The sequence below is a fragment of the Streptomyces sp. NPDC046712 genome (assembly GCF_040645695.1).
Classification (GTDB): Bacteria; Actinomycetota; Actinomycetes; order Streptomycetales; family Streptomycetaceae; genus Streptomyces.
In genome coordinates, this window is sequence record NZ_JBEYYW010000009.1 from 83,796 (window position 1) to 109,244 (window position 25,449).

Sequence of the window (25,449 nt, forward strand, 5' to 3'; positions counted from 1 at the left end):
CTAGCCAGGCCCCTTCGTGGTCCAGACCATTGAGCCGTTCGGCGCGCGGAATCGACGAGGCGCGCGTAGCGTCGAATGAGCTGTTTGTCCCCTTCCGAAGGAGTCGCACACATCATGGGGATCATGGACAAGCTCAAGGGCATGATGGGCCAGCACCCGGACAAGGCCCAGCAGGGCGTCGAACGCGGCGGCGACATGATCGACAAGCGGACCGGCGGGAAGCACGCCGGCAAGGTCGACCAGGCCCAGCAGAGGGCACAGGAGTACATCGACCGGGAGCGCGGACAGGACCCCCAGCAGCCGCCGAGCTGACGGCTCCCCCGCACACGTACGGCCGCGGAGCGCTTCGAGCACTCCGCGGCCGTGATGCGCCCCCGCTGCGCCGGCGACCTCAGATCTTGCCGATCCCCAGGGTGTTCTCGCCGGGCAGCAGCCCGGAGCCGATGACGGCCAGCCAGGGTCCTCCGAGGAGTTCGGCGAGCCGGGCGGTGGACTCGGGCCCGAGGGCGAGCCAGGGGGCCGCGGCCAGTTCGTCCGTACGCAGCTCCACCTGGGCGCGCAGGGCGCGGCCGGCGTCGGTGACCGTGCCGTCGGCGGCGAGCAGACCCCGGGCGGTCAGCCTGTCGCGGGCGGCGGCCCAGGCGGGCTCGCTCCAGCCGCGGCTCGCGAAGGTCTGCTCGGACGCGGCCCCGACGGCCGCGAAGGAGACCAGGGACTCCACCGGGTCGAGCCCGGCGGCGAGGAGCGCGGCCAGGTGCCCGTCCCCGCGGTGCTCGCGCAGGATCGTCGCGGCCTGCCAGAGGACCAGGTGCGGGGCCTCGGGCCAGGGCAGTTCGGCGTTGGCGGCGGCGAGCGGCCGGCCGGCGGTCACGACGGCCTCGGCGGCCCGCCGGGCGAGCCCGGCCGCCTCTGCGATGTCGGGCCCGTCGACGACCTCGGAGCCGAGGACGGCGCGGTAGGCGAGGTCGACAGCGCGCAGCCGGGCGTCCAACACCTTGGCGGGCTCGGCCGTCCGCCAGATCTCCGGTACGTACCGGGCCACCATCTCGGGGCTGAAGCTGTAGAAGGCGGAGCCGATCCGCTCCGCACCGGCCGGCCCGAGAGGGGCCGAGCGCCAGGCGAAGTAGCTCGGCCAGCGCTCCGCCACGTCGTAACCGAGCGCACGGGCCTCCTCGAACGCCTCGGGTGCGTAGTAGAGCAGCGCGTGGAGCGGTTCGAGCAGATGCCACATCTGCCGTACGCGTCCGGGCTCCACGGTGTCCAGCGGTTCCACGGTCATGGTCGCCTCCTCATCACTCCATCTTGACGATGACTAGATTGCTCCCACCCTCCCGAACTTGTCAATGCCTAGATTCGGCGTAGGCTGCTGTCCATGAGCAGTCGGCGCACCTATCACCACGGCGACCTGCGGCAGGCGGTCCTGACCGCCGCCCTCGACGTCATCGCCACCGAGGGCCCGTCGGCCCTGAGCCTGCGCGATCTGGCCCGCCGCGCGGGCGTCTCGCACGCGGCCCCCGCCCACCACTTCAAGGACCGCGCGGGGCTGCTCACCGCCGTCGCGACCGAGGGCTTCGACCTGCTGGCGGAGGCGCTCGGCGAGGCGAAGGAGCTGAAGGACGCGGGCGTGCGGTACGTGCGCTTCGCCACCGAACACCCGGCGCACTTCCAGGTCATGTTCCAGCCGGACCTGCACCGCCCCGACGACCCGGAACTGCTCGCCGCCAAGGAACGGGCCGGCGCACGGCTGCGCGAGAGCGTCGCGGGCGTGCCCGCCGACGGCCGGGGCCCCGACCCGCGCCTCGCGGGCGTCGCGGCCTGGTCCCTGGCCCACGGCTTCGCGACGCTGCTGCTCAGCCACAACCTCGCGGGCCCGGTCGGCGAACAGGACCCGGAGGAGGTCTTCCGCGCCCTCGCCGGGCTGCTGTTCGCGTCCGACCGGTCACAACTCCCCCGGGAATAACCGAAGTCGGACTCCGATTGATCACGTGTATGACCACGATGACCACGTCCAACCTCACGAAGTCCTTACGCCTCACGACCGTCGCCGTCGTGAGCGCCGCCGTCCTGACGGCACTTCCCTCCGGTGCCGCCGTCGCCGCCGAACAAGGGCACGGCGGTGCCTGGCGCGGCGCATGGGCCACCTCGGTGCAGCAGCCGGCGGCACCCTTCGCTCCGAACTGGTCGACCGACGGCTTCTCCGACCACACGGTCCGGCAGGTCGTCCGTGTCACGACCGGCGGCACCAAGGCCCGTATCGAACTGTCCAACCGCTACGGCACCACCCCGCTGAAGATCACCGGAGCGACGGTCGCCCGCACGGCCGAGGGCGGCGCGGTCCAGGCGGGTTCGGCGCGTCAGCTGTCCTTCGGCGGCGCGCGCTCCGTCACCGTCCCGGCCGGCGGCACGATATTCAGCGACGGGGTGCCGTTCACCGTCGAGGCGCTCGAATCGGTGACCGTCACCCTCTACCTGGCCGAGCAGACCGGTCCCGCCACCTTCCACCACTTCGCCGGCGCCACGAGCTACCGCGCGAAGGGCGACCACCGTTCCGACGACAGCGGCTCGGCGTTCACGGAGACCAGCACCTCCTGGTACTACCTCTCCGGCGTCGAGGTCTCCGGCGGGCAGGCCCCGCGCCGGAACGGCATCGTGACCTTCGGCGACTCCATCACCGACGGCGTCGGCGGCACGAACGACGCCGACAACCGCTACCCCGACGAGCTGGCCGAGCGTCTCGCCGCCGCCGGGAAGCCGCGCAGCGTCCTCAACCACGGCATCGGCGGCAACCAGGTCACCAACGACTGGGAATGGGCCGGCGAGAAGGCCGTCGCCCGTTTCAAGAAGGACGTCCTCACCGAGCGGGGCGTGGGCACGGTCGTCCTCCTCGAGGGCATCAACGACTTCGGCGGCAGCACCTTCCCGAGCGGCGGCACCCCCGAGGTGTCGGTCGACGAGCTGATCCAGGGCCACCGCTCCCTGATCCGGCAGGCCCACGCCAAGGGGATCAAGGTGATCGGCGCGACCCTGACGCCGGTCAAGGGCTCGTTCTACGACACCCCGGCCATCGAGGCCAAGCGGGACGCGTTCAACGCATGGGTCCGCACCTCCGGCGCGTACGACGCCGTGGTCGACTTCGACCGCGCCGTGGCCGACCCGGCCGACCCGGACCGCATCCTCCCGGCCTACGACTCGGGCGACCACCTGCACCCGGGCGACGCCGGATACAAGGCGATGGCCGAGGCGCTGGACATCGACGCGCTCTGAGCCCTCGTGACCTCCGGGGGCCGGCCGCGCACGGCCGGCCCCCGGAGCCAGTACCAGCCAAGAGCCACGAGCCGCGAACCACGAGGCGCGAGCCACGAACTACGAGCCGCGAACTACGAGGCGCGAGCCGGGCGGCTACGACCCCAGGATCGTGGTCAGGAACTCCCCCGTCCACGCGAGCAGTTCGCGCCCGACGACCGGCTTCCCGCCGATCTTCCCGCTCGTCGGACGCGGCACCAGGATCTGGTGGACGGCCGGCTTGATGACCGTGCGCGGGTAGAGGCGCTTGAGGCGGAGCTCCTGGGACTCCCGCAGCTCCACCGGGGCGAAGCGGATGTTCGGACCCTGGAGCACGATCTCGCCCACACCGCAGGCCCGGGCCAGCATCCGCAGACCGGCGACCAGGAGCAGGTTCTCCACCGGCTCCGGCAGCTTGCCGTAGCGGTCGGTCAGCTCCTCCCGTACCGCCTTGACGTCCTCCTCCGTGTTGGCGGAGGCGATCGCGCGGTACGCCTGGAGGCGCAGCCGCTCGCCCGGCGCGTAGTCGTGCGGGACGTGCGCGTCGACCGGCAGCTCGATCTTGACCTCCAGCGGCGGCTCCTCCTCGACCCCGCCCTCCAGGGAGGCGCGGTAGTCGGCGACCGCCTCGCCCACCATCCGTACGTACAGGTCGAAGCCGACGCCCGCGATGTGACCGGACTGCTCACCGCCGAGCAGATTGCCCGCGCCGCGGATCTCCAGGTCCTTCATGGCCACATACATGCCCGCGCCCATCTCGGTGTGCTGGGCGATCGTCGCCAGCCGCTCGTGCGCGGTCTCGGTCAGCGGCTTCTCCGGCGGGTAGAGGAAGTACGCGTAACCGCGCTCGCGACCACGGCCCACCCGGCCGCGCAGCTGGTGCAGCTGCGACAGGCCGAAGTTGTCGCCGCGCTCCACGATCAGGGTGTTGGCGTTGGAGATGTCGATGCCGGACTCGACGATCGTCGTGGAGACCAGCACGTCGAACTTCTTCTCCCAGAAGTCGACGACGACCTGCTCCAGGGCCGACTCGGACATCTGACCGTGGGCGGTGGCGATCCGCGCCTCCGGGACGATGTCGCGCAGCCGGGCCGCGGCCCGGTCGATCGACTCGACGCGGTTGTGGATGTAGAAGACCTGGCCCTCGCGCAGCAGTTCACGGCGGATGGCCGCGCCGATCTGCTTCTCCTCGTACGGGCCGACGAAGGTGAGGACCGGGTGCCGCTCCTCCGGCGGGGTGGTGATCGTCGACATCTCGCGGATGCCGGTGACGGCCATCTCGAGCGTACGGGGGATGGGCGTGGCGGACATCGTCAGGACGTCGACGTTGGCCCGCAGCTTCTTCAGCTGCTCCTTGTGCTCGACGCCGAAGCGCTGCTCCTCGTCGACGATGACCAGACCCAGGTCCTTGAACTTGGTCTCGGAGGAGAAGAGGCGGTGGGTACCGATGACGATGTCGACGGAGCCGTCCCGCAGCCCCTCCATCGTCGCCTTGGACTCGGTGTCCGACTGGAAGCGGGAGAGCGCGCGGGTGATGACGGGGAACTGCGAGTACCGCTCCGAGAACGTGCCGAAGTGCTGCTGGACGAGGAGCGTGGTCGGTACGAGCACCGCGACCTGCTTGCCGTCCTGGACCGCCTTGAAGGCCGCCCGGACGGCGATCTCCGTCTTGCCGTAGCCGACGTCGCCGCAGATCAGCCGGTCCATCGGGACCGTCTTCTCCATGTCCTCCTTCACCTCGGCGATGGTCGACAGCTGGTCGGGGGTCTCCGCGTACGGGAAGGCGTCCTCAAGCTCGCGCTGCCAGGGGGTGTCGGGACCGAAGGCGTGGCCGGGGGCCGCCATCCGGGCGCTGTACAGCTTGATCAGGTCGGCGGCGATCTCCTTGACCGCCTTCTTCGCGCGCGCCTTGGTCTTCGTCCAGTCGGCGCCGCCGAGCCGGTGCAGCGTGGGCGCCTCGCCGCCGACGTACTTGGTGACCTGCTCCAGCTGGTCGGTGGGGATGTAGAGGCGGTCGCCGGGCTGGCCGCGCTTGGCGGGGGCGTACTCGACGAGAAGGTACTCGCGGGTGGCGCCCTGGACGGTCCGCTGGACCATCTCGATGTAGCGGCCGACGCCGTGCTGCTCGTGCACGATGTAGTCGCCGACCTCCAGGGTCAGCGGGTCGATGGTCTTGCGGCGCTTGGCCGGCATCCGCTGGCCGTCCTTGCCGGCCGCCTTCTGGCCGGACAGGTCGGTCTCGGTGAGCACGGCGAGCTTGAGGGCCGGGTCGACGAAGCCGTAGTCGATCGAACCGGTCGCCACATGGACGACCGCCGGGGCGATCTCCCCCAGGTCGGCCTCGAGACGGGCCGCGATGCCCTCGCCGCCGAGCACCTCGACGGTGCGGGTCGCCGGGCCGTGCGCCTCGGTCACATAGACCGTGCGCCAGCCGTCGGCGAGCCAGCCCTTGGTGTCGGCGAGGGCGCGGGCGGTGTCACCGCGGTACGTCTCCGGGGCGTGCATGCCCAGCTTCAGAGTGTCCGCGTCGAGCGTCTCGTCGGCGGCGAACGGGGAGACCGACCACCACATCATGTCGAGTTCGCGCGCCCGGTCCCGTACGTCCGCGATCCCCCAGAGGGAGGCCGCGCCGACGTCGATCGGCGCCTCGCCGCCACCGGCGGTGGCCGCCCAGGAAGCCTGCAGGAACTCCTGGCTCGTCGCGACGAGGTCGGCGGCCCGGGTACGGACCCGCTCGGGGTCGCAGACCACGGTCATGGCGCCCTTGGGCAGGACGTCGAGCAGCAGCTCCATGTCGTCGACCAGAACGGGGGCGAGGGACTCCATGCCCTCGACGGCGATGCCCTCGGCGATCTTGCCGAGGAGTTCGCCCAGCTCGGGGTGTTCCTCCGCGAGGGCGGCGGCGCGCCCCTTCACGTCCTCGGTGAGCAGCAGCTCGCGGCAGGGCGGCGCCCACAGGCCGTGCTCGGCGACCTCCAGGGAGCGCTGGTCGGCGACCTTGAAGTAACGGATCTCCTCGACGTCGTCGCCCCAGAACTCGATCCGGAGCGGGTGCTCCTCGGTCGGCGGGAAGACGTCCAGGATGCCGCCGCGCACGGCGAACTCGCCGCGCTTCTCGACCAGCTCGACCCGGGAGTACGCGGCGGCCGCGAGGCCCTCCACGATCTCGTTCAGATCCGCCGTCTGCCCGGTGCGCAGCGCCACGGGCTCCAGGTCGCCGAGGCCCTTGACCTGCGGCTGGAGCACCGACCGTACGGGCGCGACGACCACGGAGACCGGGCCGGCGGACGGGTCGTCGGCGGACGGGTGGGCGAGGCGGCGCAACACGGCGAGGCGGCGGCCGACGGTGTCGGAGCGCGGCGACAGCCGCTCGTGCGGCAGCGTCTCCCAGGAGGGGTAGTCGACGACCGTGTCCGGGTCGAGGAGGCTGCGCAGGGCGGCGGCCAGGTCCTCGGCCTCCCGGCCGGTCGCGGTGACGGCGAGGACGGTCCGGCCGGCGTCCCGGGCGAGCGCGGCGACCGCGAAGGGCCGCGCGGCCGGCGGACCGACCAGATCCACGTGGCCGCGGTTGCCGTCCGCCGCGGCCTTCACCGCTTCGGCGAGGGCCGCGTCCTTGACGACGACGTCGAGCAGACCGTGCAGGCTCATGGACTTCCATCCCGGTGGGTTACGGCAGCGGGCAACGCGAACAGCCCGACACGTCTCACGGGCCGGGTGGTCCCGGCTCGTGGGCCGGGGGCTCCCCCAGCCTACGACGGCCCGCTGACGGTCACCCGTCGGCCGGATCGACGCGGCGCGACGAACCGTACGGTTCTGTACAGAAGGGACCCGAGCCCGTACGCAACCGCCACGGGCCGCCCCGGCGGAATGCTCCACCGGAACCGCCACGGGCCGGGCCCGGCGGAATGCTCCACCGGGCCCGGCCCACCCCCGTTCCGCGCCCGTGACCCCTACTCGGTCGCGATCGCGTTCAGGACGTTCATCCGGCCCGCGCGGAACGCCGGGACCAGCGCCGCGAACAGGCCCACGAACGCCGAGCCGACGAAGACCGTCAGGATCGTCGGCCACGGAATCTCCAGGACCCCCAGGCCCTCCAGGGCCAGCAGCTTCTGGGCCGCCGTACCCCAGCCCATGCCCAGGCCGAGGCCGAGCAGGGCGCCGAAGAGGGCGATGACCACCGACTCCAGGCGGATCATGCGGCGCAGCTGGCGGCGGGAGAGGCCGATGGCCCGCATCAGGCCGATCTCCCGGGTCCGCTCGACCACCGACAGCGCGAGCGTGTTCACCACGCCGAGCACGGCGACGATGATCGCGAGCGCCAGCAGCCCGTAGACGATGTTGAGCAGCTGGCCGACCTGGTCCTTCAGGTCCTGCTTGTAGTCGGCCTGGTTCTGCACCTTGTACTGCGGATAGGCGGCGAGCGAGTCCTTGAGGGCCGCGTACGCCTCCGTCTCCTTGCCGTCCTCGGCCGTCGCGAACATGATCATGCTCTTCGGCAGCTTGTCGGCGGGCAGATACTGCTCCGCGGTGGTGATGTTGGTGTACATCACGCCCTTGTCGACGTTGTTCTCGTCCGAGGTGATCGCCGCGACCTTCAGCCTGGCGCTCTGGCCACCCTTGAAGGCGACGGTCAGCTCGTCGCCGACCTTCACACCGTGCTCCGTGGCGTAGTCGCTGCCGACCGACATCGCCTTCGGGTCGTACGCCTTCGCCAGGGTGCCCGCGGTGGTGTCGCGCCGCAGATCCTGGGCGTACGTCGGTTCGGCTGCGACCAGGCCCTTCTTCACGGCCTTGCCCTTCGGGTCGGTGATCGTCGCCTCGACCCAGGTGTACTCGGTGACGTGACTCAGGCCCGGGGTCTTCTCCACGGCGGCCTGGGCCTGCGGCATGATCGGCTGGCCGTTGCTCGACTGGACGATGAAGTCCGCACCGACCGAACGGTCCAGCTCCTCGGTGGCCGAGGCCACCATCGACGAGCCGACCACCGACAGACAGGCGACGAGCGCGAGCCCGATCATCAGGGCCGCGCCGGTGGCACCCGTACGGCGCGGGTTGCGCAGCGCGTTGCGCTCGGCCATCCGGCCGACCGGGCCGAACACCCGCAGGACGACCGTGCCGAGGACCCGGACGATGCCGCCCGCGAGGAGCGGTCCGACGACGATGAAGCCGATGAGGGAGAGCACGACGCCGAGGCCGAGCCAGAGGGAGCCGGCGGAGGCCTTCTCCGCCTGGGTCGCCGTCCACAGCGCGGCGGCGCCGCCCAGGGTGAGCAGCAGACCGAGCCCGCCCCGCACCAGGCCGGCCTTGCCGTCGGCCGGGGTCCCGGCGTCGCGCAGAGCGGCCATCGGGGAGACCTTGCCGGCCCGGCGGGCCGGGATGTACGCGGCAAGGACGGTGACGACGATGCCGAGGAGCAGGCCGGCGGCGGGCGTCGTCCACTTCACGGTCAGGTCCTCGGTGGACAGCTCCATGCCCATGGACGACATGAGTTCCATCAGACCGACGGCGAGTCCGACGCCGGCCGCGACACCGGCGATCGAGCCGACCACACCGAGGAGGAGCGCCTCGATGAGGACGGAGCGGTTGACCTGCTTGCGGCTGGAGCCGATGGCCCGCATGAGGCCGATCTCGCGGGTGCGCTGGGCGACCAGCATGGAGAAGGTGTTGACGATGAGGAAGATGCCGACGAGGAAGGCGATTCCGGCGAAGCCGAGCATCGCGTACTTCATGACGTCGAGGAACCCGGCGACGTCCTCGCGGCCCGCGTCGGCGACCTCGGCCGCGGTCTGGAGCGTGTACCCGCCGCCGACCGCGGCGACGATGTTGCTCTTCAGCTTCTCGTCACTGACGCCGGGCGCGGCGTCGGCCGTGATCTGGGTGAACAGGCCCTCCTTGCCGAGGAGTTCACGCTGGGCGGTGGGAAGGTCGAAGTAGACCACCGTGGCACCGGGGTTGGTGACCTTGAACTCGACGATGCCGGAGATCTTCGCCTTGAAGTCGCCGGTGACGGCGATGGTGCGCAGCTCGTCGCCGATCTTCAGCTTGTGCTTCTCGGCCGTGCCGGCGTCGACCATCACGTCGGTGGGTCCGCGCGGCTCGTGGCCGGAGGCGATGTCCACCGAACGCAGCTCGTTGGCACTCCAGTTGACGGCGATCGTCGGGGCACCGCTGGTGGGTCCGACGTTCTTGTTGCCGGAGTCGACGACGGTGACGCTCAGCGAGATCACCGCGCCCTGGGCGTCCTTGACGCCCTCGGCCTTGCGGACCTTCTCCACGAGGGAGGCGGGCAGCGTCTCGGGACGGCCGGTCTGCGGCGTCTCGTCGTCGACCGTCGCGTCCTTGGGGCTGAGGGTGACGTCGGAGGCCGTCGACGCGAAGAGCTTGTCGAAGGTGGTGTTCATGGTGTCCGTGAACACGAGCGTGCCGCTCACGAACGCCACGGAGAGCAGGACGGCGACGGCGGAGAGCGCCATGCGGCCCTTGTGCGCGAAGAAGTTGCGCAGCGAGGTCTTCAGGACGGTCATGACGTCCGCCCGCGCGCGTCGAAGTCCTTCATCCGGTCCAGTACGGCGTCGGCGGTGGGCCGGAACATCTCGTCGACGATCCGGCCGTCCGCGAGGTAGAGGACGCGGTCGGCGTGGCTGGCGGCGACGGGGTCGTGCGTGACCATCACGATGGTCTGCCCGAGCTCGTCGACGGACTGCCGTAGGAAGCCCAGGACCTCCGCCCCCGCGCGGGAGTCGAGGTTTCCGGTCGGCTCGTCGCCGAAGATGATCTCGGGGCGGGCGGCGAGCGCGCGGGCCACGGCGACGCGCTGCTGCTGACCGCCGGAGAGCTGGTTGGGCCGGTGCTTGAGACGGTCGGCGAGGCCGACCGTGGACACGACGCGGTCGAGCCACTCCGGGTCCGCCTTGCGGCCGGCGATGTCCATCGGCAGCGTGATGTTCTCGAGCGCGTTGAGGGTCGGCAGCAGGTTGAACGCCTGGAAGATGAAGCCGATCCGGTCCCGCCGCAGCTGGGTGAGCCGCTTGTCCTTCAGCCCGGTGATCTCGGTCTCGTCGAGGTAGATCTCGCCACTGGTGACGGTGTCGAGACCGGCGAGGCAGTGCATCAGGGTCGACTTGCCGGAGCCCGAGGGGCCCATGATGGCGGTGAACTGCCCACGGGCGATGTCCACATCGACCTGGTCGAGCGCGACCACCCGTGTCTCACCCGCGCCGTACGCCTTGACGACCTGCCGCGCCCGCGCGGCGACGGCCGTACGCCCTCCAGTGCCCCCGTGCTTGGGGATGGTCACAGCCGAAGTCACGGTATGTCTCCTATGTCTGGGTACGCGGTTGTACGCGTGGGTCGGGTCGGGCTCGTGTCGAGTCTGCGGGGAGCTGGGGCGGCCGGTCACTGGTGCTTGTCGCACTCTTCGCCCTGTGGTTTTCCGTAAGACCAAGCTAAAGACCGAAGAGCGACCATCTCCTCCTCCGCGTGGACGAACAGCCCCTGCCCTCTATGGGGGAGGGGCCCCTAGGGGTTCTCCACCCTGGGTTCGAGTGAGAGGCTGTCCCGACGAATTAGATGTACGACGCATTCAGGTCGGCGCCGGTGGGCGGAGAGGGGTTCCGGGGTGACCGAGACGACGACGCGGCAGACCACGCCATCGGCCACCACGCCCCGCGAACGCGGGCCCGTCGTCGCGGCGCTCATGCTCGTGATGGGTCTGACCGCGCTCGACGGCACGGTGGTCTCCACCGCCGTGCCGCAGATCGTGGCCGACCTCGGCGGGCTCTCGGTCTTCTCCTGGCTGTTCTCCGGCTATCTGCTCGCCGTGACGGTGACGCTGCCCGTGTACGGGAAGCTCTGCGACACCTTCGGCCGCAAGCCCGTCCTGATCGCCGGAACCGTCCTCTTCCTCATCGGCTCCCTGCTGTGCGCGGCGGCCTGGAACATGGGCTCTCTGATCGCGTTCCGCGTCGTCCAGGGCCTGGGCGGCGGCGCGCTCCAGGGCACGATCCAGACGATCGCGGCCGACCTGTATCCGCTGAAGGAACGCCCGAAGATCCAGGCGAAGCTCTCCTCCGTCTGGGCCACCGCCTCCGTCGCGGGCCCGGCGGCCGGCGGGCTCCTCGCGGGGTACGCGGACTGGCGCTGGATCTTCCTGATCAACCTGCCGGTGGGGCTGGTGGCCCTGTGGCTGGTCGGACGGTATCTGGTGGAGCCGGAGCGAAGGGCGCCCCGGAGGCCGCCCCGGAAGATGTCCGTCGACTGGGCGGGGGCGGTCGCCGTCTTCGCGACCGGGACCCTCCTGCTCACCGCGCTCGTCCAGGGCGGCGTCGCCTGGCCGTGGCTGTCCGCACCCTCCCTCGGCCTCTTCGTGGGCGCGCTCCTCCTCGCCGGGGTGACCGTCCTCGTGGAGCGCCGGGCCGCCGAGCCGATCATCCCCGGCTGGATCTGGCGCCGTCGCACGATCGCCGCGGTCAACCTGGCCCTCGGCGCGTTCGGCATGGTGATGGTCGCCCCGACCGTCTTCCTGCCCACCTACGCCCAGGCGGTGCTCGGCCTCGGCTCCACGGCCGCCGGATTCGTCCTCTCCGCGATGACGCTCAGCTGGCCGGTCACCGCGGCCCTGTCCAACCGGGTGTACAACCGCATCGGCTTCCGCCTCACCGCGGTCGTCGGCATCACCCTCGCGCTCCTGGTCCTGCTCGCCTTCCCCTTCCTCCCGTTCCCGGGTGAACCGTGGCAGCCGGCCCTGCTCATGCTGCTGCTCGGTGGCGCGCTCGGCTTCTTCCAGCTCCCGCTGATCGTCGGGGTCCAGTCGACGGTGCCGTACGAGGAGCGCGGCACGACGACCGCGTCCGTCCTGTTCTGCCGCCAGGTCGGCCAGAGCGTGGGCGCGGCCCTGTTCGGCGCGATCGCCAACGCGGTCCTGGCCTCCCGCCTCGGCGTCGGCCAGGACCTGGACAGCCTGGCGTCGGCCCTCCCCCACGCGAACGACACCCTGCGCCGCGCGGTCGACGCGGCCGTCGACCACGTCTACCTGGGCGCGGCGGGGGCGGCGGCCCTGGCCCTGGTGGTCCTCCTGCTCCTGGCACCGCGCCGCTTCCCGGTCCTCAAGGAGCACCAGGAGCTTCAGGGCGAGGGTCCCTCGGCCTGAAGCTCCCCTCCTGGAACGGGCGGTGCAGGACGGGCCGTCAGAACCCGGCGTCGTACTGCTGGCCGTCGGTGATCACGTCACTGTGCACGCGGGCCTTGAAGGGAGCCCGCCAGTCGCCGGTGCCCGGGTAGAAGTACGACTGGCCGTGCAGACCGGCCTCGAACACGAGCAGGTCGGGGCGCCCGTCGCCGTTCCCGTCACCGGTACCGACCATGTGGGTGTAGCCGCCCCAGCCGGAGCCGATCTTGATGCGGGGGGCGAAGGTGCCGTCACCCTTGCCGAGGTGGAGCCAGAGGACGCCGCTCTTGTCGCGGCCGACGAGGTCCCCGGCCGGGGCGCCGGCGATGTTGCCGGTGGCGGTGATCTGGTTGTAGCCGTGCCAGCCCGTGCCGAGCTTCACACGGGTGGTGAACGGGGCACGCCAGCTGCCGGTGCCCTTGTACAGCCAGGCGGCGCCCGCGGCGTCGACGGCGAGGAGGTCGGGCTTACCGTCGCTGTTGAGGTCGCTTCCACCGGTGATCTTGTTGTATCCGCCCCAGCCGGCGCCGATCTTGTAGCGCCCGGCCAAGGTGCCGTCGCCCTTGCCGAGGTAGTGCCACAGGACACCGCTCTTGTCGCGGGCGACGATGTCCGCGTGGGCGGCTCCGGCGATGTTGCCGACGGCCTCGATCTGGTCGTAGCCGCCCCAGCCGCTGCCGACCTCGCGGAGGTCCGCTCTCCGGACGCCGTCGCCGGTCGGCGTCCTGTTGGTGTCGATCCGCCACAGCGTTCCGCCGGTGTCACGCGCGAACACGTCGGGGGTGCCGTTGTCGTTGTAGTCGTGCGGGGCCACGGGCCGGGTCACCGCGAACCGCCCGCTCGCCCGCAGCTCCGGGCCGATGCCTTCGTTCGGCACCGCGGTGATCTCCCAGGTGTACTCGCCGTTGGGGGCGGCGCTGGTGGAGTAGGAGGCCGTCAGGTCCGTGCCGTTCCAATGCCAGCTGATGGTCCGCGGAGCGGCGGTGCCGCCTTCGGTCACGACCGGCCACTGCAGCCGCTCGCCGGTCCGTACGTGAACCAGCGTCACCCACACGTACGCGTCCCCCCGGGACAGGTCCCAGCTCAGGTCGATGCCCTTGGTGAGCTGGTTACCGGTGATCACCGACGGCACAGCGGTGCCGAGGAGGGTCACGGCGGTCGCCTGACCGGTCGGTGCGACCAGCTCGGTGACAGGCTGCTTCCCGCCCTCGCCGAGGGAGACCCGGTAGAGGCCCTCCCCCTTGTCCAAGGTGCCGCCCCGCACCATCAGGGAGCCGTCGGGGGTGGGGACGGCTGACGAGAAGTGGGTGAGGAGCTCGACGGTCTCGCCGGTGTCGACCGACTGCGCCGTGAAGGGCCGCGGCGGCCGGGGGTGCACACCGGCGTAGCGGCCCCAGCTCTCCTCGATGGCGCGCGGCTCGCCGTACGTCAGCCAGCCGCCGAGCAACTGGAAGGTGTCGCTGAAGTAGCCCGTGGCGTCGACCCGCCTGCTCTCGGCCGAGCCACGGCGGGCGGCGCCGATCCACGACGTCGCGCCGTCGCTCTCGTGCCAGGCCACGTGGGTGCCGGAGACGGCGGCCTCCGTCATGCGGTACTGCACGCCGCCCTGGGCGTGCGTGGACACGACGGCGGCCGTGGCGAGATCGACGACGGCCTTGGAGCGGGCCTCGTTCATTCCCAGCCCGCAGTCGAAGAGCGCGGTGCCCGTGGTGTACGCGGCCACGTTCAGCTCGCAGATCTCCGCCGGCATGCCGGTCACCGGGCGGTCCGTCAGGGACCCGCCGTCCACGGTGACGAGGTGGGGCTGCCAGCTCCCTTCCTCCTTGTCCACCATGACGATCAGCGTCGAGCCGATCGCGCCCGCGAAGGTGTAGTGAGCCCCGAGCCGGTCGAGGTCCACCTCCACCGGCGCTGCCGTCGGCGCGGACATGTCGTGGATCGTCACGACCCGGTTGTCCATCGGCTCCGCGGCCTCCCCTGTCACCACGAAGTCCGAGACCCCGCCGGTCACCAGGGCAGCGCCAGGCAGCACGGTCGACGTACCGTCCGCGTACCGCGTCCAGCGGTACTCCGGAGTGGCGCCGTTGGTCCGCGACATGAAGCCTGTGGTACCCGCGCTCACGACCTCCGCGCCGAGCGGAAACGAGACACTGGTCTCCTGCTGGTCCTGGTCCGAGGCGGTCGCCGCCACCGGAGCCGCCGTCGCCGGGGCCGCCAGGGTGCCCGCCGTGACTGCGAGAACGGCGGTGACGGCCGCGGCCGTCAGGCGGCGTCCGGACATGCGTGTGTGGATCATGCGTTCCCTCCCCTTGGGGTCAGGAGGGTACAAGCAGGATCAGGCAACTCTCCGGCCGGGCAGGGCGTTCAGCCCGCGTCCTCGCCCTCGCCCCCGCCCTCACCCTCGCCCTCGCCCTCGTCACCGTCCTCCGGCTCGTGCTCCGGCTCCGGGGACGTGCGGCCCGTCAGGGTCGCGAGGGAGGTGCGGATGTGGTTCATGTGGGCGTGGATCTCGTCCCGTGCCTCCTCGTGCTCGCGGAGGATCCGCTCCGTCTCGCGTTCGGTGCGCTCCTCGTGCAGTCGGGCCTCCGTGAGGAGTTCGGCAGCCCGGGCCTCCGCGTCCTCCTGGCCGTGGCGCGCCTGTTCCTCCGTGGCCGCGAGGGCGCGCTTCGCCTCGCCGAGACGGGATTCGGCGTGCGCGACGTGTTCGGCGTGCCGGGCCTCCAGCTCCGCCACCCGCTCCCGCCCGGCCCGGTCGGCGTCCTCCCGTACCGCCGTCTGCTCCCGCTCCTGGGCGGCCAGCAGCGCCGCCGCTCGGCGGACCGCCTCCTCGAAGTCGTCACGGGCCGCTCCGCGTTCCTCCTCGGCGGCGCGGCGGGAGTGGGCCCGGAACTCCTCGGCGCCGGCTTCGGCGGTCCCCAAGGCGGCCCTGGCCATGGCCTCGGCCTCGGCCCGGACCCCGTCCGCGTATGCCCGTGCCTCCTGGGATGTCTGCGCCGCCGCGGCCTCGGCCTGATCGGCAAGGCTCTGCGCCGCCGCCTCGGCGGCGGCCACGAGCGCCTGCTCCTCCTGTTCGGCCAACTCCAGGATCTGCCGGGCGCGGTCGCCCAGCGACTCGTACCGCTGCGGCGCGAGCGCGGCGACCTCCGTGCGCAGCCGGGCGGCCTCCGCCTCCATCTCCTTCGCGAGGACAGTCAGTCGGGCCGCCCGCTCCCACGCGGCGTCGCGTTCGTCGGAGAGCGCGGCGAGGTGACGGTCGACCTGCTCCGGGCGGTATCCACGACCCCGTCCGACGGCGGCGAAACGCATCCTGACGCTCCTTCCGTAAGGGCTCAAATGCCAAGGATGCGTCATGAGGCGGCATCAGACACGACAAAAGGCGCCCGACGTGACGTACACGTCGGGCGCCTCCTGTCACGAACGGGCCGGGGCCTGTCCGGCCGATCGGGGGCGGACGGGCCCTAGAGCAGGCCGTCCCACATCTGCTCCAGGAGCACCGACCACCAGTTCTCCGGCGACGCCAGCGCCGCCGGGTCCAGCATCGCCAACTGCGCCTGGAAGTCGACCGTCCAGCGGCCCGCCTGCTCCGGGTTGAGCCCGAACCGCAGTCGCCACATCCGGCCGAGCAGCGCCATGGACCGGGTGAACTCCGGCAGCCCGCTGTTGACGAACTGCGGCGGCACCGGCTGCCCGCCAGGACCGGCCTCGACCGGTACGGCGACGATGTGCGCGGTCCCGTACTGGACGCAGATCGCCCGCCCGAAGTCCGAGCCGATCACGAGGTACGAGCCCGCGTCGGACGCCGGCTGGACCTGCCGCTGCGCCGCGAGTTCGGCCAGCGTCGGGACGACCGGATGCGCGGGCTGGGCCCAGAAGAACGGACCGAAATCGGCCGGCAGACCCGCCCATACGAGTGTCAGCGCCACGATCTCCGGAACGCCCTGCCGGGACACGGCCCGCTGGTCGAACCGGCAGATGCCGGGGCCGAAGGCACCGGCCAGCTCCTGCGCGACCCCCTCTGGCGGGATCGGCGGGGCCGGCTGCACCGGCGGCAGCGGGGCGCGGACCGGCGCCGGGCGGGCCGGTCCGTCCGCGACCTGATGCAGTTCGCCCTGATGGGTGAGGAGTTGCCGCATGCCCTGCTGACGACCCGCGTGGTCCTTGCCGTACGGGGCGATGTTGGTGATCCGCGCCTGTGGCCAGGTCTCCCGGATCATCCGGGCGCAGTAACCGCCCGGCAGCTCGCAGGACTCCAGCTCCGTGTGGAGTTCCAGCACCTGCTGCGGCGGCACGTTCATGGCGCGCAGCTCGTGCAGGATCTGCCACTCGGGGTGCGGGGTACCGGGGGCGGACCGCCGGATGATCTGGGCCTCGGAGCCGTCGGGCGCGCGGTAGCGCAGTACGGCCTGGTAGCCGGGGCCGACGGTCGGCTGACCGGAGGGCTGCTGCGGGTACCCGTACGCCGGGGGCGGCGTGGGTGCACCGGGCGGGGTGCCCGGCGCGGACGGCGGCGGAACCGGCGGGGCGGGCGGACCGCCGGGACCGGGCTGCGCCAGCATCGTCGCCGCGTGGTGCACGCCACCGGGCGGGGTCCCGGGAGCGCCCGGAGCACCGGGGGGCCCGGGCGGCCCGGGCGGGGCGATGCCGCCCGGCCCGGGGTGCGCGAGCATCGTCGCGGCGTGCGCGACACCAGCACCGTCGGACCCGCCGGGCATACCCGGCGGCGCGGGCGGAGGCGGCGGCGAACCAGGCCCGCCCTGGCTCGGGTGCGCCAGCATCGTCGCGGCGTGCGCGACACCGGCACCGTCGGACCCGCCGGGCATACCCGGCGGCGCGGGCGGAGGCGGCGGCGAACCGGGCCCGCCCTGGCTCGGGTGCGCGAGCATCGTCGCGGCCTGGTGCACGGGCTGCGGAGGCGTGGGCGGCCCGGGCGGCTGGGGCCCGTCGGGCCCGAGCTGCGCCACCAGCTGCGTCGGCACGTACCCTCCCGCGGGCGCGCCGGGTGCCCCGGGCGCCTGCGGCGGCGGAGGCGGATTCCCCCCGCTGCCGCGCGCGGCGCGCGGGGACAGCACGGCCTTGCTGGTGGCGGCGTCCGCGATGTCCCGGGCCCCGGGAGCGGGCGTCGCCCCAGGGGTGCCGGGCGCACCTGGCGCCGGGGGCACGCCGGGTCCGCCGGCGGACGGGGCGGAACCACCGGACCCCGCCCCCACCGGGGCGGCCGGAACGCCTGGCGCCGGAGGCACTCCCGGGGCACCAGGGGCCGCGGGCGCACCGGAACCACCGGAGGACGCCGGGCCGCCGGTCGACCCCGCGGTACCGGCCGAGCCGGGGCCGCCGACGGACGCCGGGCCATCGGGCGCACCGGTCGCCGGGCCGCCGGACGAGAAGGAACCACTGGACCCCGACGGGGCCGCCGGAGTACCAGGAGCCGCAGGCGCACCGGGACCACCGGTGGGCGCCGGGCGACGCGGCGGGAACGGGTCACCGGAGCCGGCCGGCGGCGGAGCGTTCGGGTCCAGGGCCGGGGTGGCGATCGCCGTGGGCGGCAGCGCGCTGCCGCCCGACATCAGGGCCGTCGGGGCGTCCGCGCCCACGATCGGGGGCGGTGTGTCCTCGTCGTCCGCGCCCGAGAGCGGCGGCGCGAAGACCGTCGCCGGCAGCGGCACCGAACCCTCCGCCCCTCCCGAGCTCGCGTTCGCGTCCGCCCACGGGCTGCTCGCCGGCACCCCGTCCGAGGCCGTCGGCTCGTAGGCGACCGGACGGCCCGCCGACGAACCCGAGGAAGCACCCGTCCCGGTGTCGGGCGAGGCATCCGCCGTCGCACCCGACGGCGACGCGTCCGCCACCGCGCCCGCCGTCTCCGGAGCCGACGAACTCCCGCCCGCCTGCGAGGCGTTCGGCCCCTTCGGCAGGCCGATCTTGTCCGCCGCGTCCTGCAGCCACTCCGGCGGGCTCAGCAGGAACGACGTCGCGTTCAGGTCGATCCGCTCCGGCGGCGCGGGCGGCGTCGCCCCCGCGCCGGCCTCGTCCGAGGTCCCGTACTCCTCCTCGTACCGCCGGATCACCTCACCCACCGGCAGCCCGGGCCACAGCGTCGCCTCACCGCTGTCCCGCGCGATGACCAGCCGCTGCCGGCCACCGTCCGAGGTCGGGCCCTGCTCGCGGTCCTCCGCCCACACGACGAAGCCCAGCTCGAACTCCCGTACGCGCACCTCGCGGTGCTGGTACGCCGGCACGTCACCGTTGATCCATTCCTCGGCGCGCTCCTGCGCCTGCGCGAACGTCACCACAGTCAGCTCACTCCCCCACCGGGACCACGGGCACGGCGCGCGCGAAGCCGCCGTCCACCATCAGGTTCGCCACCGTCTCCAGCTCCGGCGGATTGCCGGCGAGCCGCTGCAGGAAGGCGTCGAAGTCCTCGCCGCACGGCAGCAGCAACCGCTCCACGCGCTCGTTCACATTCCAACCGTCCTGATCCCGCGCGTCGTCGTACGCGCAGAACCAGACCGATCCGACGGCCTCGCCCTTCACCTTCACGGCGAGGATCCCGCCCTGGACGAACGCGACACCCAGGTAGTCCTTCGTCAGGTGGTCGCGCAGACACTTGTTGACGTAGACGAGGTCGTTGACCCCCGCCTCCTCGCGCACCGTGAAGAACGGCTGGTCCACCAGCAGGCCGAGCTCCGCGTCGAGCGCCGCACCGACCGGGGCGCAACCGCCCGCCGCCTTCAGGAAGGAGCGGTACGCGCCCGGCAGGCGGTAGCCCAGGTCCTCCTCCACGCCGAGCAGTTGCTGCTCGGTCACCGACACCAGGCCCTTCGGCAGCCCGAAGTGCGCCGGCCGGGTCTCCTGCAGCGGGCGCGTGCCCCGCTTGGCGTGGTCGACGGCGGCCGTCGACACCCCGCCGTGGTGACGCAGCAACGCCTTCACCTCGACGGGTACGAGCTCCATCCGCCGGCTGCCCGCCACGTGGTGCCAGGTCCAGCCGTGCGGGGTGGCCACGGCGGGAATGGTGTCCCACAGCTCGTGGCCGGTCGCGGCCAACGTCGCGTTCGCCGACACGTAGTCCGTCAGCCGCAGCTCGTCGACGCCGAAGCCCTCGGGCGGATCGGCGATCTCCGCCGCCGCCCGGGCGTACGGCGAGAAGTCCGGATAACCCCGTTCGTCCACCCGCACCCCTCTGGGGTGCCGGGAGGCGCGGACCGGGTCCGGGAAGTGCACGACCTGCCCGGCGTAAGCCGCGTTCGGTGGCGCGGCATGCTGCCCGAGCCGACCTGTCGTCATGGCGGTTGCCCCCTGCGCTGGCTGCTGGCTGATTCCGCACAGCCTATGCGCTGCCACAAGCCCACCACCCGGGCCGATACGGCCTTGGCCACAGTCCGTGACCAAGTGTCACGAGCGGATGACGCACCGGCGATAGTTCCGACACGCCGAGAGCACGTTTCTCTACCCCGCTTCCACATGAGGCGTCCCATTTGGCAGTCTGTTCCCGCAACTCGGGGGATTGCAGGAGGGGAAGACACGCACCATGTACGCAGCACCGACGCCCACGCAGGGTGACCCACGCCTCAACTGGAGCAGCACCGAGCCCAGCCGCGCCCCATTACTGCGCTTCCGTCGCGACGGCATCCTCCCCACCGTCGGCGCCGCGCTCTCCGTCCGTGGCGAAACCCTCACGTGCACCGCCGGTCGCGGCGACCAGCCCCCCGTTCTGCACGCCCTCGTCCAGGACTTCCTGGACACGCTCACCAGCGGGCAGCGCGAGCGCTTCACCGGCCGGTGCCCCGAGGCGATCCTGCTCTCCCGTCATCTGACCGCCACCGAGACGGGCCGCTCCAAGCGTGCCCAGCGCAAGCCGCTCACGCACGGCGAGGCCCGCCGCTCGCTCAAGCACGCCAAACTGACCGCGCGCCGCATCCGCGAGGACGGCGACCCGCTGCACGGCAGTTACGCCGCGCCCTGCCGCTCCTGTACGGCGATGCTCGCCCACTTCGGGGTACGCACCGTCGACCCCACCTCGACTGTCGAGAACGGCTGACCGCACCTCCATGCCCGACCACCTGAGCACCACCCGATTCCCGGTCAACGTCGACGCCGCCCTCCGTGAGGCGGGGTGGCAGCCGGGCCGCTGGGACATCAAACTCGCCGAACAGTGGGCCGACACCCTGCGCGCCCACGTCTCCCCGGGCGGGCACCGGCACAGCGTCTTCCCGGCGGCCGTCGAGGCATGGGCGGAGTTCGGCGGCCTGCGTGTCACGGCGCCGGGCAGTGGCCGGCAGATCGCGCCGGCGACCGTACGCTTCGACCCGCTGGCCGGCCTGCACCTGGCCCGCACGCTGGCGGACCTGGGGCGCGCGCTCGGCACCGAGATCTCCCCGCTCGGGGAGGAGGGCGAGCACCAGGCGGTGCTCGCGATAGACCAGGAGGGCCGGGTGTACAGCCTGGACCATGCGGGTGACTGGTTCCTGGGCCGGGACATCGACGCGGCGCTGTCGACGCTGATCACGGGGGCGCAGCCGACGCGGCTCGTCACGGGCTGAGCCCGCGAAGCCGATCGGACATTGGATCCAAGATCCAATGTCCGGGATCCAATGTCCGGGATCCGATGCCCTGGATCCCATGCTGCCCGGGGTCCGATGTCCCGGATCCGATGCCCTGGATCCCATGCCTGGGGTCCGATGTCCGGGATCCGATGGCCCGCGCCCAGACCCCGGGCCCCGCTACGCCGCCCGCTCCGCCACCGGCAGTACCGCCGACACCCGGAAGCCGCCCGCGTCCGTCGGGCCCGAGACGAAGACGCCGCCCAGCCGGGTGACGCGCTCCCGCATGCCGACCAGGCCGTTGCCGCCGCTCGGCAGATGGGCGTCGGTCGCGGCCTCGTCCGAGGGACCGTTCTCGACCTGCATCGCGACCTCCGTGCCCCGATGGGCGAGACGGACGATGACCTTGGCGCCGGCCGCGTGCTTGTGGACGTTGGTCAGCGCTTCCTGGACCACCCGGTACGCGGTCCGCTCGACGTCCGCGGTGTACGCCCGTGCCTCGCCGAGGACCGTCAGCTCGACGACCACCCCGGCCTGCCGGGACTGCTCGACCAGGTCCTCCAGAGCGTCCAGGCACGGCCCGTCCTCCGAGGCGGCCTCGGCGGCGGCCGCCGCCGCGCGGCCGACCGCGGCGAGCGGGACCGGGGAAGCCGGAGCCGGGGCGGCGTCCTCCCGCAGGACACCGAGCATCTCGCGCAGCTCCGTCAGCGCCTGTCGGCCCATGTCGCCGACCAGCGCCGCGTTCTTCACCGCCTTCTGCGGGTCCTTCAGCGCGACCGCCTGCAGCGCCGCCGCGTGCACGACCATCAGGGACACCCGGTGCGCGACCACGTCGTGCATCTCGCGCGCGATCCGGGTCCGCTCCTCCTGCCGCGCCCACTGGGCGCGCTGCTCCGCGCGGTCGGCGAGCAGCGACAGTTCCTGTTCCAGGCTGTCGGCGCGCTCCCGCAGGCTCTCCATGAGCCGCCGCCGGGCCCCTATGTAGAGGCCGAAGAGAACAGGGGGCGCGTTGAGGCCCAGTGTCATGAAGAGCGCGACGGTCGGGACGTACCAGCCACTGGGATCGAAGTCCGGCTGACCGACGTCCGCCTGGGCGACGTCCTGGCGCACCCGCACCACCGTGACGATGAAGACGGCGACCGTCGACATACCGGCGAGCGCGGCCGTGATCCGGCGGGGCACCTCGGAGGCGGCGAGCGTGTAGAGCCCGACGATCCCCATCAGATAGCCCATCTCGGCGGGCGTGACGGCGATCGACACCAGGACGACGACGATCGGCCATCGGCGCCGTACGAGCAGCACGGACCCGACGATCAGCCCGAACAGCACCCCCACGGGCACGGGCAGCCCCGCCTGGTCGGCGAAGCCGACCCCTTCGAGCCCGCACTCCAGCGCGGACACGACGGCGAGTCCGCCGTCGAGCACCGCACTGCGCCGTCTCCCCCACCACCACCAGCCCCGCGCGGCGGAACCCGCCGCGTCCTGGTACGCCCCCGTTGTGGTCATGCCCTCCAGCCTACGGGCGGGTGCCACCCGTTTTCGGGAGACCTGGGCCGTCCGGGCAAAGGCCGATCATCACCGTCGCGGCGAGGCCCCTCGGTACGGCATAGTGTGGGGTACCGGTCCGACGACCGGGGCGAATGTCCGGTTCAGTCGGGATCATTCCCCTGTGGTGTAATTGGCAGCACTGAGGCTTTTGGTGCCTTATGTCCGGGTTCGAGTCCTGGCGGGGGAGCCACACACTTTTGCCGGTCTTCAACGGGTCCAGACCATCTCGGTCCGGACCCGCACTCATTTCCGGGCCGGAACCCCCCGGTATCCTGCGGATGTCCACCACCCGAAGCCGAAGGGCATTCCCGTGAGCGCCAACCGCCCGGCCGCCGTCGTCGTCCTCGCAGCGGGTGAGGGCACCCGCATGAAGTCGAAGACCCCCAAGGTCCTGCACGAAATCGCCGGACGCTCCCTCGTCGGACACGTCGTCTCCGCCGCGCGCGAGCTGGAGCCCGAGCAGCTCGTCGTGATCGTCGGACACGCCCGCGAGCAGGTCACCGCCCATCTCGACGCGCACTACGCCGGCACCCGTACCGCCGTGCAGCACGAGCAGAACGGCACCGGTCACGCCGTCCGCATGGGTCTCGAGGAGCTGGGCCAGGCCCCCGACGGCACCGTCGTCGTCGTGTGCGGCGACACCCCCCTGCTCTCCGGGGAGACCCTGAAGGCGCTGGCCGGCACCCACGCCGCCGACGGCAACGCCGTCACCGTGCTGACCGCCGAGGTGCCGGACTCCACCGGCTACGGGCGCATCGTCCGGGACGCCTCGGGCGCCGTCACCGCGATCGTCGAGCACAAGGACGCCACGGACGAGCAGCGGGCGATCCGTGAGATCAACTCCGGGGTGTTCGCGTTCGACGGCCGGCTGCTCGCCGACGCCCTCGGCAAGGTGCGCACGGACAACAGCCAGGGCGAGGAGTACCTCACCGACGTGCTGTCCATCCTCCGCGAGGCCGGTCACCGGGTCGGCGCATCGGTCGCCGGCGACCACCGCGAGATCCTCGGCATCAACAACCGGGTCCAGCTCGCCGAGGCCCGCGCCCTGCTCAACCAGCGCCTCCTGGAGCGGGCGATGACGGCCGGCGTCACGATCGTCGACCCCTCCTCCGTCCTCGTCGACGTCACGGTGACCTTCGAGCCGGACTCCGTCGTCCACCCCGGTACGCAGCTGCTCGGCGCCACCCACATCGGCGAGGACGCCGAGGTCGGCCCCAACACCCGCCTGAAGGACACCCACGTCGGCAAGGGCGCCCGGGTGGACACCACGGTCGCCGACTCCGCCGTGATCGGCGAGCGCGCCTCCGTGGGACCGTTCGCGTACCTCCGTCCGGGCACCAAGCTCGGCCTGAAGGCCAAGGCCGGCACGTACGTGGAGATGAAGAACGCCACGATCGGCGAGGGCACCAAGGTCCCGCACCTCTCCTACGTGGGCGACGCCACGATCGGCGAGTACACGAACATCGGCGCCGCGAGCGTCTTCGTGAACTACGACGGCGAGGCGAAGCACCACACCACGGTCGGCTCACACTGCAAGACGGGCTCGGACAACATGTTTGTGGCGCCTGTCACGATCGGGGACGGCGCGTACACCGCCGCCGGGTCCGTCATCACCAAGGACGTACCGGCCGGCGCACTCGCCGTCGCCCGGGGCCAGCAGCGGAATATCGAGGGTTGGGTGGCCCGCAAGCGACCCGGCAGCGCCGCCGCACAGGCCGCTCAGGCGACCACGGAGGAGCCCGCCGGCGAAAGCTGACCGGAAACGGGTACGCCGAACTCGGCGTACCGTGATACGTGCACATAAATTCGGCTGGTTCGCACACGCGCACGGGAGCGCGGAGATCGCGGCCAGAAGACACGTCTGAGGAGACAGTGCTGTGACCGGGATCAAGACGACCGGCGAGAAGAAGCTGATGCTCTTCTCCGGCCGCGCCCACCCCGAGCTGGCCGAGGAGGTCGCGCACCAGCTGGGTGTCGGCCTCGTGCCGACCAAGGCTTTCGACTTCGCGAACGGCGAGATCTACGTCCGCTTCCAGGAGTCGGCTCGTGGCGCGGACTGCTTCCTGATCCAGAGCCACACGGCTCCGATCAACAAGTGGATCATGGAGCAGCTGATCATGATCGACGCTCTGAAGCGGGCCTCCGCGCGGAGCATCACCGTGATCATCCCGTCGTACGGCTACGCCCGTCAGGACAAGAAGCACCGCGGTCGTGAGCCGATCTCGGCCCGTCTGGTCGCCGACCTGCTGAAGACCTCGGGTGCGGACCGCATCCTCACGGTCGACCTGCACACCGACCAGATCCAGGGCTTCTTCGACGGCCCGGTGGACCACCTGTCGGCCCTCCCGGTCCTCGCGGACTACGTGGGCAGCAAGGTCGACCGCACGAAGCTGACGATCGTCTCCCCCGACGCCGGCCGCGTGCGCGTCGCCGACCGCTGGTGCGACCGTCTGGACGCGCCGCTGGCGATCGTCCACAAGCGCCGTGACAAGGACGTCGCCAACCAGGTGACCGTCCACGAGGTCGTCGGCGACGTGAAGGGCCGCGTCTGCGTCCTGGTCGACGACATGGTGGACACCGGTGGCACGATCTGCGCCGCCGCCGACGCGCTCTTCGCGCACGGCGCCGAGGACGTCATCGTGACGGCCACGCACGGCATCCTCTCCGGGCCGGCCGCCGACCGTCTGAAGAACTCCAAGGTGAGCGAGTTCGTCTTCACCGACACCCTCCCGGTGCCGGGCTCCCTGGAGCTCGACAAGATCACGGTCCTGTCGATCGCCCCGACCATCGCGCGCGCCGTGCGCGAGGTGTTCGAGGACGGCTCGGTGACGAGCCTCTTCGAGGAGCACTGAGCACAGGCGTAGGCACGAGAAAGGGCCGCTTCCCCTCGGGGAGGCGGCCCTTTTCGGCCATCCA

17 protein-coding genes and 1 tRNA gene are annotated in these 25,449 nt (G+C 72.0%); 9 read left to right on the forward strand and 9 right to left on the reverse strand.

What is annotated here, in order from left to right; genetic code table 11:
- The first annotated feature begins 114 nt into the window (after window positions 1-114).
- The gene (locus ABZ939_RS14365; protein ID WP_361853456.1) at window positions 115-312 is read left to right on the forward strand and encodes an antitoxin; all 198 of its coding nucleotides are present in this window, start codon (window positions 115-117) and stop codon (window positions 310-312) included.
- Window positions 313-391: 79 nt separating this feature from the next.
- On the opposite strand, the gene ABZ939_RS14370 is transcribed toward ABZ939_RS14365, so the two are convergent.
- Complete coding sequence (locus ABZ939_RS14370; protein WP_361853459.1) at window positions 392-1,279, reverse strand: hypothetical protein; 888 nt, start codon at window positions 1,277-1,279, stop codon at window positions 392-394.
- Window positions 1,280-1,372: 93 nt separating this feature from the next.
- Here ABZ939_RS14370 and ABZ939_RS14375 point away from each other — a divergent pair, with 93 nt between their 5' ends.
- A complete protein-coding gene (locus ABZ939_RS14375) occupies window positions 1,373-1,960 on the forward strand; it encodes a TetR/AcrR family transcriptional regulator (RefSeq protein ID WP_361853462.1) in 588 nt (195 codons plus the stop codon).
- Window positions 1,961-1,998: 38 nt separating this feature from the next.
- Entirely contained in the window at window positions 1,999-3,264 is a 1,266-nt protein-coding gene (locus ABZ939_RS14380) for an SGNH/GDSL hydrolase family protein (protein WP_361853909.1), read from the forward strand.
- Window positions 3,265-3,399: 135 nt separating this feature from the next.
- Here the strand turns inward: ABZ939_RS14380 and mfd are convergent, their stop codons facing one another.
- From mfd to ABZ939_RS14395, 3 genes are all read right to left on the reverse strand, one after another.
- Window positions 3,400-6,930, reverse strand: coding sequence for a transcription-repair coupling factor (mfd, locus tag ABZ939_RS14385; protein ID WP_361853465.1), 3,531 nt, complete (start codon window positions 6,928-6,930; stop codon window positions 3,400-3,402).
- A gap of 302 nt (window positions 6,931-7,232) precedes the next feature.
- A complete protein-coding gene (locus ABZ939_RS14390; protein WP_361853468.1) occupies window positions 7,233-9,806 on the reverse strand; it encodes an FtsX-like permease family protein in 2,574 nt (857 codons plus the stop codon).
- On the reverse strand, window positions 9,803-10,591 hold the full coding sequence (locus tag ABZ939_RS14395; RefSeq protein ID WP_361853471.1) for an ABC transporter ATP-binding protein: 789 nt from the start codon (window positions 10,589-10,591) through the stop codon (window positions 9,803-9,805). Before ABZ939_RS14395 ends, ABZ939_RS14390 begins: the two co-directional genes overlap by 4 nt.
- A gap of 309 nt (window positions 10,592-10,900) precedes the next feature.
- Here ABZ939_RS14395 and ABZ939_RS14400 point away from each other — a divergent pair, with 309 nt between their 5' ends.
- On the forward strand, window positions 10,901-12,430 hold the full coding sequence (locus tag ABZ939_RS14400; protein ID WP_361853473.1) for an MFS transporter: 1,530 nt from the start codon (window positions 10,901-10,903) through the stop codon (window positions 12,428-12,430).
- Between the two features lie 37 nt (window positions 12,431-12,467).
- Here the strand turns inward: ABZ939_RS14400 and ABZ939_RS14405 are convergent, their stop codons facing one another.
- From ABZ939_RS14405 to ABZ939_RS14420, 4 genes are all read right to left on the reverse strand, one after another.
- Window positions 12,468-14,744 (reverse strand): VCBS repeat-containing protein, encoded by a 2,277-nt coding sequence (locus tag ABZ939_RS14405; RefSeq protein ID WP_361853476.1) that lies wholly within the window; start codon window positions 14,742-14,744, stop codon window positions 12,468-12,470.
- Window positions 14,745-14,812: 68 nt separating this feature from the next.
- Window positions 14,813-15,754: a cellulose-binding protein gene (locus ABZ939_RS14410; RefSeq protein WP_361853479.1), complete on the reverse strand. Its 942-nt coding sequence runs from the start codon at window positions 15,752-15,754 to the stop codon at window positions 14,813-14,815.
- Between the two features lie 152 nt (window positions 15,755-15,906).
- On the reverse strand, window positions 15,907-18,735 hold the full coding sequence (locus ABZ939_RS14415) for an SUKH-4 family immunity protein (RefSeq protein ID WP_361853481.1): 2,829 nt from the start codon (window positions 18,733-18,735) through the stop codon (window positions 15,907-15,909).
- 7 nt (window positions 18,736-18,742) lie between these two features.
- The gene (locus ABZ939_RS14420) at window positions 18,743-19,729 is read right to left on the reverse strand and encodes an SMI1/KNR4 family protein (protein ID WP_361853484.1); all 987 of its coding nucleotides are present in this window, start codon (window positions 19,727-19,729) and stop codon (window positions 18,743-18,745) included.
- A gap of 244 nt (window positions 19,730-19,973) precedes the next feature.
- Between ABZ939_RS14420 and ABZ939_RS14425 the strand changes: the two genes are divergently transcribed.
- Together ABZ939_RS14425 and ABZ939_RS14430 are read left to right on the forward strand one after the other, a co-directional pair.
- Window positions 19,974-20,483, forward strand: a complete 510-nt coding sequence (locus ABZ939_RS14425) for a YwqJ-related putative deaminase (protein ID WP_361853486.1) — start codon at window positions 19,974-19,976, stop codon at window positions 20,481-20,483.
- A gap of 10 nt (window positions 20,484-20,493) precedes the next feature.
- On the forward strand, window positions 20,494-20,985 hold the full coding sequence (locus tag ABZ939_RS14430) for an SUKH-3 domain-containing protein (protein ID WP_361853489.1): 492 nt from the start codon (window positions 20,494-20,496) through the stop codon (window positions 20,983-20,985).
- A gap of 180 nt (window positions 20,986-21,165) precedes the next feature.
- Here the strand turns inward: ABZ939_RS14430 and ABZ939_RS14435 are convergent, their stop codons facing one another.
- Window positions 21,166-22,491 carry a histidine kinase gene (locus tag ABZ939_RS14435; protein ID WP_361853492.1) on the reverse strand — a complete coding sequence of 442 codons (1,326 nt, stop codon included), beginning with the start codon at window positions 22,489-22,491 and terminating at the stop codon, window positions 21,166-21,168.
- A 157-nt stretch (window positions 22,492-22,648) separates the two neighbouring features.
- Between ABZ939_RS14435 and ABZ939_RS14440 the strand changes: the two genes are divergently transcribed.
- The 3 genes from ABZ939_RS14440 to ABZ939_RS14450 all read left to right on the forward strand — a co-directional run bounded on the left by ABZ939_RS14440 (window position 22,649) and on the right by ABZ939_RS14450 (window position 25,385).
- Window positions 22,649-22,723 (forward strand) — tRNA-Gln (locus tag ABZ939_RS14440).
- Between the two features lie 120 nt (window positions 22,724-22,843).
- Window positions 22,844-24,289 carry a bifunctional UDP-N-acetylglucosamine diphosphorylase/glucosamine-1-phosphate N-acetyltransferase GlmU gene (glmU, locus tag ABZ939_RS14445; RefSeq protein ID WP_361853494.1) on the forward strand — a complete coding sequence of 482 codons (1,446 nt, stop codon included), beginning with the start codon at window positions 22,844-22,846 and terminating at the stop codon, window positions 24,287-24,289.
- A gap of 121 nt (window positions 24,290-24,410) precedes the next feature.
- Window positions 24,411-25,385: a ribose-phosphate diphosphokinase gene (locus ABZ939_RS14450; protein ID WP_361438549.1), complete on the forward strand. Its 975-nt coding sequence runs from the start codon at window positions 24,411-24,413 to the stop codon at window positions 25,383-25,385.
- Window positions 25,386-25,449 lie beyond the last annotated feature (64 nt).

What these genes read in the sequence shown, in the direction of transcription:
- ABZ939_RS14365 (WP_361853456.1), top strand. Translation starts at nt 115, where the DNA reads ATGGGGATCATGGACAAGCTCAAGGGCATGATGGGCCAGCACCCGGAC.
- ABZ939_RS14370 (WP_361853459.1), bottom strand. Translation starts at nt 1,279, where the DNA reads ATGACCGTGGAACCGCTGGACACCGTGGAGCCCGGACGCGTACGGCAG.
- ABZ939_RS14375 (WP_361853462.1), top strand. Translation starts at nt 1,373, where the DNA reads ATGAGCAGTCGGCGCACCTATCACCACGGCGACCTGCGGCAGGCGGTC.
- ABZ939_RS14380 (WP_361853909.1), top strand. Translation starts at nt 1,999, where the DNA reads ATGACCACGTCCAACCTCACGAAGTCCTTACGCCTCACGACCGTCGCC.
- mfd (WP_361853465.1), bottom strand. Translation starts at nt 6,930, where the DNA reads ATGAGCCTGCACGGTCTGCTCGACGTCGTCGTCAAGGACGCGGCCCTC.
- ABZ939_RS14390 (WP_361853468.1), bottom strand. Translation starts at nt 9,806, where the DNA reads ATGACCGTCCTGAAGACCTCGCTGCGCAACTTCTTCGCGCACAAGGGC.
- ABZ939_RS14405 (WP_361853476.1), bottom strand. Translation starts at nt 14,744, where the DNA reads ATGATCCACACACGCATGTCCGGACGCCGCCTGACGGCCGCGGCCGTC.
- ABZ939_RS14410 (WP_361853479.1), bottom strand. Translation starts at nt 15,754, where the DNA reads ATGCGTTTCGCCGCCGTCGGACGGGGTCGTGGATACCGCCCGGAGCAG.
- ABZ939_RS14420 (WP_361853484.1), bottom strand. Translation starts at nt 19,729, where the DNA reads ATGACGACAGGTCGGCTCGGGCAGCATGCCGCGCCACCGAACGCGGCT.
- ABZ939_RS14425 (WP_361853486.1), top strand. Translation starts at nt 19,974, where the DNA reads ATGTACGCAGCACCGACGCCCACGCAGGGTGACCCACGCCTCAACTGG.
- ABZ939_RS14430 (WP_361853489.1), top strand. Translation starts at nt 20,494, where the DNA reads ATGCCCGACCACCTGAGCACCACCCGATTCCCGGTCAACGTCGACGCC.
- ABZ939_RS14435 (WP_361853492.1), bottom strand. Translation starts at nt 22,491, where the DNA reads ATGACCACAACGGGGGCGTACCAGGACGCGGCGGGTTCCGCCGCGCGG.